This is a genomic window from uncultured Lactobacillus sp. (assembly GCF_946477725.1).
GTDB lineage: Bacteria > Bacillota > Bacilli > Lactobacillales > Lactobacillaceae > Lactobacillus.
Window position 1 is genome coordinate 1 of sequence record NZ_CAMKZC010000042.1, and the last position, 6,887, is coordinate 6,887.

6 protein-coding genes are annotated in these 6,887 nt (G+C 37.4%); 2 read left to right on the forward strand and 4 right to left on the reverse strand.

What is annotated here, in order from left to right:
* Positions 1-417 precede the first annotated feature (417 nt).
* Positions 418-1,431 carry a serine hydrolase domain-containing protein gene (locus Q0R51_RS08790; protein WP_367178639.1) on the forward strand — a complete coding sequence of 338 codons (1,014 nt, stop codon included), beginning with the start codon at positions 418-420 and terminating at the stop codon, positions 1,429-1,431.
* A gap of 107 nt (positions 1,432-1,538) precedes the next feature.
* Here the strand turns inward: Q0R51_RS08790 and Q0R51_RS09085 are convergent, their stop codons facing one another.
* The 4 genes from Q0R51_RS09085 to Q0R51_RS08805 all read right to left on the reverse strand — a co-directional run bounded on the left by Q0R51_RS09085 (position 1,539) and on the right by Q0R51_RS08805 (position 5,897).
* Positions 1,539-1,628 carry an SLAP domain-containing protein gene (locus Q0R51_RS09085; RefSeq protein WP_367178638.1) on the reverse strand — a complete coding sequence of 30 codons (90 nt, stop codon included), beginning with the start codon at positions 1,626-1,628 and terminating at the stop codon, positions 1,539-1,541.
* Positions 1,629-1,663: 35 nt separating this feature from the next.
* Positions 1,664-1,915: a hypothetical protein gene (locus tag Q0R51_RS08795; RefSeq protein WP_046324090.1), complete on the reverse strand. Its 252-nt coding sequence runs from the start codon at positions 1,913-1,915 to the stop codon at positions 1,664-1,666.
* A 196-nt stretch (positions 1,916-2,111) separates the two neighbouring features.
* Positions 2,112-4,952 carry a DUF3427 domain-containing protein gene (locus tag Q0R51_RS08800; protein ID WP_294758212.1) on the reverse strand — a complete coding sequence of 947 codons (2,841 nt, stop codon included), beginning with the start codon at positions 4,950-4,952 and terminating at the stop codon, positions 2,112-2,114.
* A 117-nt stretch (positions 4,953-5,069) separates the two neighbouring features.
* The gene (locus Q0R51_RS08805) at positions 5,070-5,897 is read right to left on the reverse strand and encodes an exodeoxyribonuclease III (protein ID WP_294758214.1); all 828 of its coding nucleotides are present in this window, start codon (positions 5,895-5,897) and stop codon (positions 5,070-5,072) included.
* A 325-nt stretch (positions 5,898-6,222) separates the two neighbouring features.
* Here Q0R51_RS08805 and Q0R51_RS08810 point away from each other — a divergent pair.
* Positions 6,223-6,887: NAD(P)-dependent oxidoreductase (locus Q0R51_RS08810; protein ID WP_294758216.1), on the forward strand; the 665-nt coding region annotated here is incomplete at its 3' end.

Genomic DNA, 6,887 nt, shown 5'->3' on the forward strand with positions numbered 1-6,887 from the left:
GACGACAGTTATTAATACTAGCAAGTATTTTTCTTTTTTGCAAGTCTTTTTTGCATTTTTTTGAAATAAAAATATTTCTTCATCATATCAGAATTATTTTTGCTCAATTAATTAGCCTAGCTTCACCGCAATCTAGTTTGAATTGGCCCACGATTTCCTTAAAATATTTGTCTCGTATCTTCTTGATTTGTCACAATTTCGTATCTCAAAAATAGCAAACGTTATCTAAACTTAATCCTTTCGTATAACCTAATTAATTTAAAAGTTTTATAATACAACTATCTTTTTAAGGAGATTAAAACTATTTTGAAACATAAAATCATTACACTAGCCACGTCCTTAGTCATGGCCGTGACACCCCTAGCCGCTGTTTCTACTACACAAGTCGAAGCAGCTCCAAGCAGCTCGCAGACAGAGATGTATAATTTTGTCAGAAATACCTTGCAAAAACATCATGTTCGCGGCATTGTCACCGTTGTTAAAAACGGTGTACCACAGACAATTAGCTATGGTTATGCTTGGTATGGCAAGCGTATCGGTAACGGCAATAGCAAAGTCGTCTATCCGACAGCTTCTTTGCAAAAAGTAATAACTGCGGCCATGGTAGTACAATTAATTAACGAAACCAAGGGCACTAACAATGAATTTACTCAATATACCAAAATATCCCGGTGGTATCCTAACCTCAAAAATGCGGATAGTATCACTGTAGGCAATCTGTTAACTCATACCTCCGGTATTATGGCAACTAAAACCGAAGTAGACAGGGGCCGAAACTATTCGGAAGATAAAGCAATCAACTGGGTAGTTAACAACATTAATTCTTCTCCATCCGACACAATAGGTAATTATCATTACAATAATAGTAATTATATTTTACTTACAGGCATTATCAGACAAATCACCGGTAGATCGTATGCGGATAATATCCAGAGCCGAATTATTGACAAGCTGAACTTGCAGAATACATATCTTTACCAAAACATTCCTAAGGGTAAAACAGACCCCATTTCATACTATTCGAATGGTGGTAAAAATTATCAGCAAGCCGCTTATCTTAAAAAGAGTTTAGTCTCACAGATTCCAGGTGCCGGTAATCTATTTACTACAACAGAAGAATATTACAAAATGCAAGTTGGTTTAACAGATGGCTCTATTCTTAGTAAAAACGATTTTTATTATCTAACACACTTAAAAAGCAAGGTAGTTAATTATTCGGGCGGACTTTATTTATATAATAACGATAATATTAAAAACGCCTATGGGAGTTTTAAAGGGGTTCATTTTGGTACCTGGATGCAGCTAACTGCAGATAATCAAAACGGTATTGTGATGTTTTTAAATCAAACTGATGATAATGAAAATGACCAAAAAGATGTAGGCTACGAAATATTGCAGCACATCAAGCCTAATACTTTTGTAGCGCGTTAATTTGATTTAGCTTAACTTCTATAATTATTTAATTGCGATGAATTCGGTTTAAAACAAATAAGAGTCAGGAGAATATCCTAACTCTTATTTTTTACTTGTAATATTTATTAAAAGTTACTCTTTTTGGCGTATTGGTTTTTCCCTACGATATAGTATAGCTTCCGGTGGATCTTAACGGCTGCGCCATAAAGTTTCATTTATCTTGATTATTTTTAATATTTAAAAGTTAAAATTATTTTTCACGTTTCTTTTTGATTTTGTCATACAGATACATCGTATCAGAGATAGCGAAATAGACAAGTGTAATAAAAAATGCAACTGTAGCAATTTTAAGAGCCAAACTAAAATTAGTTAAAGCTGTCCACATTAAAAAGACTACATATAGAGCCGCAATTGGTAAAACAACTCGATTAATTCGATGTTCTTGACGCATAGCATGGATAGCTTTATTTTGATCTGCATCTTTAAGGTTACGTTCTGCCATTTTGTTACCTCCTTTTTATGGCCTACTTATTTAAATTTTATAGTATTTTAACATAATATTGGTAAAATAGATAATTTTATTAATATTTATTTAATATTTTTTATTTATCTTATCAAGCAAAAATTCTATAATGGCGACTCTTGAAGCGTTACAGCTAACACAAAAAATCTAAGAAAATTAATTCTTAGACTTTTTCTTATTCATCAAATAATAACTCATACATTTTTGTACTCAACGGCTTTTCTAATAATAAATTCATCCCTACCGCTGCTTTTTTCTTCGGCCCCAGCAATTCTTCTTTGACCGTGTCTTTTTGAATATCTACCTGTCCTAAATAGTAAAACTGCTTGCCAATAGCATCACTCTTCTTAACAAAAAGCAACAGTCTCATTTGCGGCGTATTAAGCAATCTCTGCACTTCATCTGATTCTAGATGACGTGGCGATCGCGTATACCAGCGCAAACAGCGGCCGTCTTCTAGCGTATTATGGTATAAAGCATTGCGCTTTTTAGCTGAGTCTTTTTGATAAGTGATAAAAATAGGAGTTTCATGCTCGTCCACACGGTAGCCATACATTGGTGCAGAAACATCTAACGGCCAATTTAATAATCGGCAGGCATCTTTACGGTCATATTGCTCATAAAGAGTAAATTGCTTCTGATTATCATACTTGTGATTCATTGCCAAACCGGTTTTAATCACATCAACAAACAATTTTTTAAAAGTATTATTTTGCAAAAGAGACTGCGTCAATTGCGGTGCTAATACATAATCCAGTAAATCAGCTTTAACCACAAGCGGCTGGCCGCCATACTGTTCTTTTTTGGTTGTCTTGCCCTGCTTGATGTCAAAAAAACTTAATGAAAGAATATTTTCAACTGAAGTTAACACTCTTTCATTAACATAAGCACCATAATCATGCAGTTCTTTCTCAAATTCTTCTTGACTAACCTGCTCTTTTTCTAAAAGCAGCTTTAAAAGCAGCAGTTCATGCGGCCTTTTGCCATTCAATAATTCTTTAGTAACAAAAGATAAAACCGCACTTTCATAGCCATTCAATTTTACAGGCTCACCCATCTTGGCCAGAAACTCGCCATAATGCCCAAGACTATGATTGTTGGCAAAGACCATTGGTGAAGTTGAGCCATAACGGTAAAAATCAAATAGCAGGGGCGGACGACCTATTTTTTCAGCTAATTCTTGGTACGACTGCCGCAATTCCTTAATGCTGTCCAATTTAATCTTATCCAGCGAAGCCAAAATTTTGGCAGAAGCAATTTGGCTAAAGTTAATCGTTGAAACATCAATAAAGCTCGGGAGCACACTTTCTTCACGCGCCTTATCCTGCGAACGACTGTCATCCTGATTCAAAGCGATCGGAATTAAATAGTTATTTTTATAGTTACCAATAAAGTCAATGACTGTGACATAATCTTTGCCCGGATATTTACGTAAGCCCCGACCCAGTTGCTGGATAAAAACAATACTGGACTGCGTATTCCGCAACATAATTATCTGATTTAAAGCCGGGATATCAATTCCCTCGTTAAAGAGATCAACCGTAATAATGTAGTCAATTTTACCTTGTTCCAGCTGCCTGACCACTTGCAGTCTTCTTTTTTCACTGTCTTCATTGGTTAAGGCTACAGCCGGATGCTTGCGCTCTGAAAAAGCCTGTGCTAATTCGCGTGCTTCTTCTTGGCGGCTGCAAAAGACCAATCCTTTAGCTTGAGAGCCACAGTAGCCGTAATAATCCAGCTGCTTTAAGACATAGTCAACCCGCTCGGGCGCCAGTAATCTGCGTAAGTTGGCAGTCTCATCAATGCTTGCACCAGCAACTTCATAGTCTGCAACGCCCACATAATGAAAAGGAGCCAGCATTTTTTCTTCCAACGCTTCCCGCAAGCGGATTTCATAAGCTAGATTATAATCAAACAATCTATAGACATCCTGATCGTCCATTCTTTCTGGCGTGGCAGTCATCCCCAGCCAAAACTGCGGCTTAAACTTGGCAAAAATTCTCTGGTAACTTGGTGCGGCTGCTCTATGAGCCTCATCAATCAGAATATAGTCAAAGGCTGTTGCACTTAGGCTGGCAAGGATATCCGGCTGACTTAAAGTCTGCACGGTGGCAAAAATATATTTGCGCTCAAGCTGGTGCTTATGTCCGGTTAACAAGCCATAATCAGTTGGATTGCCGCCAATTACCTGGTAAAAACTTTTTAAAGCTTTTTTGGCAATTTGTTCACGATGGACTACATAAAGAAACTTGCGCGGTTTAAAATCTTTAACCGCAAAAGCCCCTAAATACGTTTTACCAGTTCCAGTCGCTGAAACTACTAAACCTCGTTTTTGTCCACTATCAATTAGCCCCTTTAGTTCATGCAATGCTTCTTCTTGCATCTTATTTGGTACAATTTTAGCTGCTTCATTAACATAAACCTGGGAATGCGGTTGTGGCTTTACCCAATTTTGTTCATATTCTCTTATCCAGCTTGCGGATAATGGCATGCTCGTCTTTTTTAATTCATGCAGCTGTTTAGCAATTTGTGTTGTCAGTGTCGCATTATTCTTCGAACTAATTTTCAAAGCCCACTCATAATTACTTAAAAGTGCCGCACGGGTAAAATTAGCACTGCCAATAATCAAAGTTTGCCAGTCATCATGGTCAAAGAGATAGCCTTTAGCATGAAAACCTGCTTGGGGCGTAATTTTTACCGTTAAGTTGCTAATCTTCATTAATTCACGGAAAACTTTGGGATTGTTAAATCCTAAATAGTCACCTGTAATTAACGTACCCGTAACGTTTCTTTTAGCCAAATCGGCCATGACTACTTTAAAGGGGACAAGCATGTCCTGTGTCACAAAAGCCACTGCCCAGGTAAAAGTGTTGCAGCTGAGCAGCTCTTGCCGCAAAGTCAGCCAAATGTTCTCCTGTTTATTATTTTGCAGGAGCTTTGGTCCCAATACTTCATGTCCCGGATAACTGGGATCATACAAACCGTTAAGAATGGCATCTTGCAGAGGCTCATTCATTCACATCACCTCAAAATTATTTTACACAAAAGAAAAAGAAACCCAACCTGATATGACCCCCAATTTATCCTAATTTTAGGGAGCACTTCAATCCTTTGGATCTCTTTTGCTAGCTATTTATAAGTCTATTTCCAGTAAAATTGGGCAATGATCGGCGCGCTCTCCCGTATCCATCATTTCAGAACGCTTGACCTTGTCAGCAACTCTATTGCTTGTCAGCCAGTAATCAATTCTCCAGCCTGAGTTGTTTGCTTTGGCAGTTCTTACCCTTTGAGCCCACCAAGAATAGACCCCCTCAACGTTACCGTGAAGTTTTCTAAAAGTATCCGTAAAACCGGCTTTAAGCATTTTGGTAAAATCTGCCCGTTCTTCATCAGTAAAGCCGGCAGAATGATGATTAGTATCAGGGTGCTTCAGGTCGATTTCATGGTGCGCACAATTGTAATCACCACTAGCCAAGACCGGTTTTTCCTGATCTAATTGCTGCAAATATGCGATGTATTTTTCATCCCACACTTGCCGTTCATCCAGACGCTTAAGGCCATTACCAGAATTGGGGGTATATACTTGCGTGACAAAATACTCAGGAAACTCTAAAGTAATAATTCTGCCTTCGTGATCCATTGGCTCCGGCGCTCCAATTATAGGATAAGTTACTTTAGGCTTAAGTTCTTTTTTATATAAAAACATAGTTCCGGCATAACCTTTACGAGCTGGTTCTTCAGATGAACGCCAGACTATATCATATTCAGGGAACTCTTTAGTTAATATTTCCCAATGTTTTTTAGTAGGACCCGTGGAGCGTAATTTTGTTTCTTGAATGGCAACAATATCTGCATTTTGGGCATGTATTTTTTCTAAAACCTTACGTGTCTCCACTGCACGCGAGGAAGTTCCGGTTAAAGCAGCATTTAGTGAGTCGATATTCCACGAAATTAAGATCATATTCTTCTCCTTATTATTCATTTCTTTCATTATATAGTTTTTTCACGGGGACTCAAAATTTCAGTAATTTTACCAGTACTATTTTGACATAAAATTTGATATGATTTGCTCAAAAATGCTGTTATTTTTTTCACGACCTCAGCAAAAAAATTCGTAATTTTTTTAATATTGCTTAATCCCTTGATACACAATATTGTAAGCGATTACTACTGCGGCGCGGTTTTTGCAAAAATTTATTTTTCACAATTTTATATTTTTAAATCATTTTGAGCAAGTGTATAATAGCACAAGAGATAACAATAATAATCTTTGGAGGTTAGATTTTATGACTAAAATTTATGCTTATGCCATTCGTAAAGACGAGGAACCATATGTTCATGAATGGAAGGAAGCGCACAAGGATATTGAGGTTGATTATACTGATCAACTTCTTACCCCTGAAACAGCTGAATTAGCTAAGGGTGCTGACGGTGTCGTAACTTACCAGCAACTTGATTATAAGGCTGACACAATTGAAGCTTTAGATAAATTAGGTATTCATAACTGGTCAATCCGTAACGTTGGTATTGACAACATTGACCTAAAGAAAGCTAAAGAATTAGGCTTTAAGATCACTAATGTTCCTGTTTATTCACCAGATGCCATTGCTGAACATGCTGCCATTCAGGCTGCCAGAGTTCTACGTCAAGATAAGGCAATGGATGAAAAAATCGCTAAGCATGATCTTCGCTGGGCACCTACAATTGGTCGTGAAGTACGTGACCAAACAGTCGGTGTTGTTGGTACTGGTCATATTGGTCAAGTATTTATGAGAATTATGGAAGGCTTTGGCGCTAAAGTTATTGCCTACGATATTTTCAAGAACCCAGAATTGGAAAAGAAGGGCTACTACGTTGACGACTTAGATGAGCTTTACGCTAAGGCTGACGTTATTTCACTTCACGTTCCTGATACTCCAGAAAATGTTCACATGATTAACGATGATTCAAT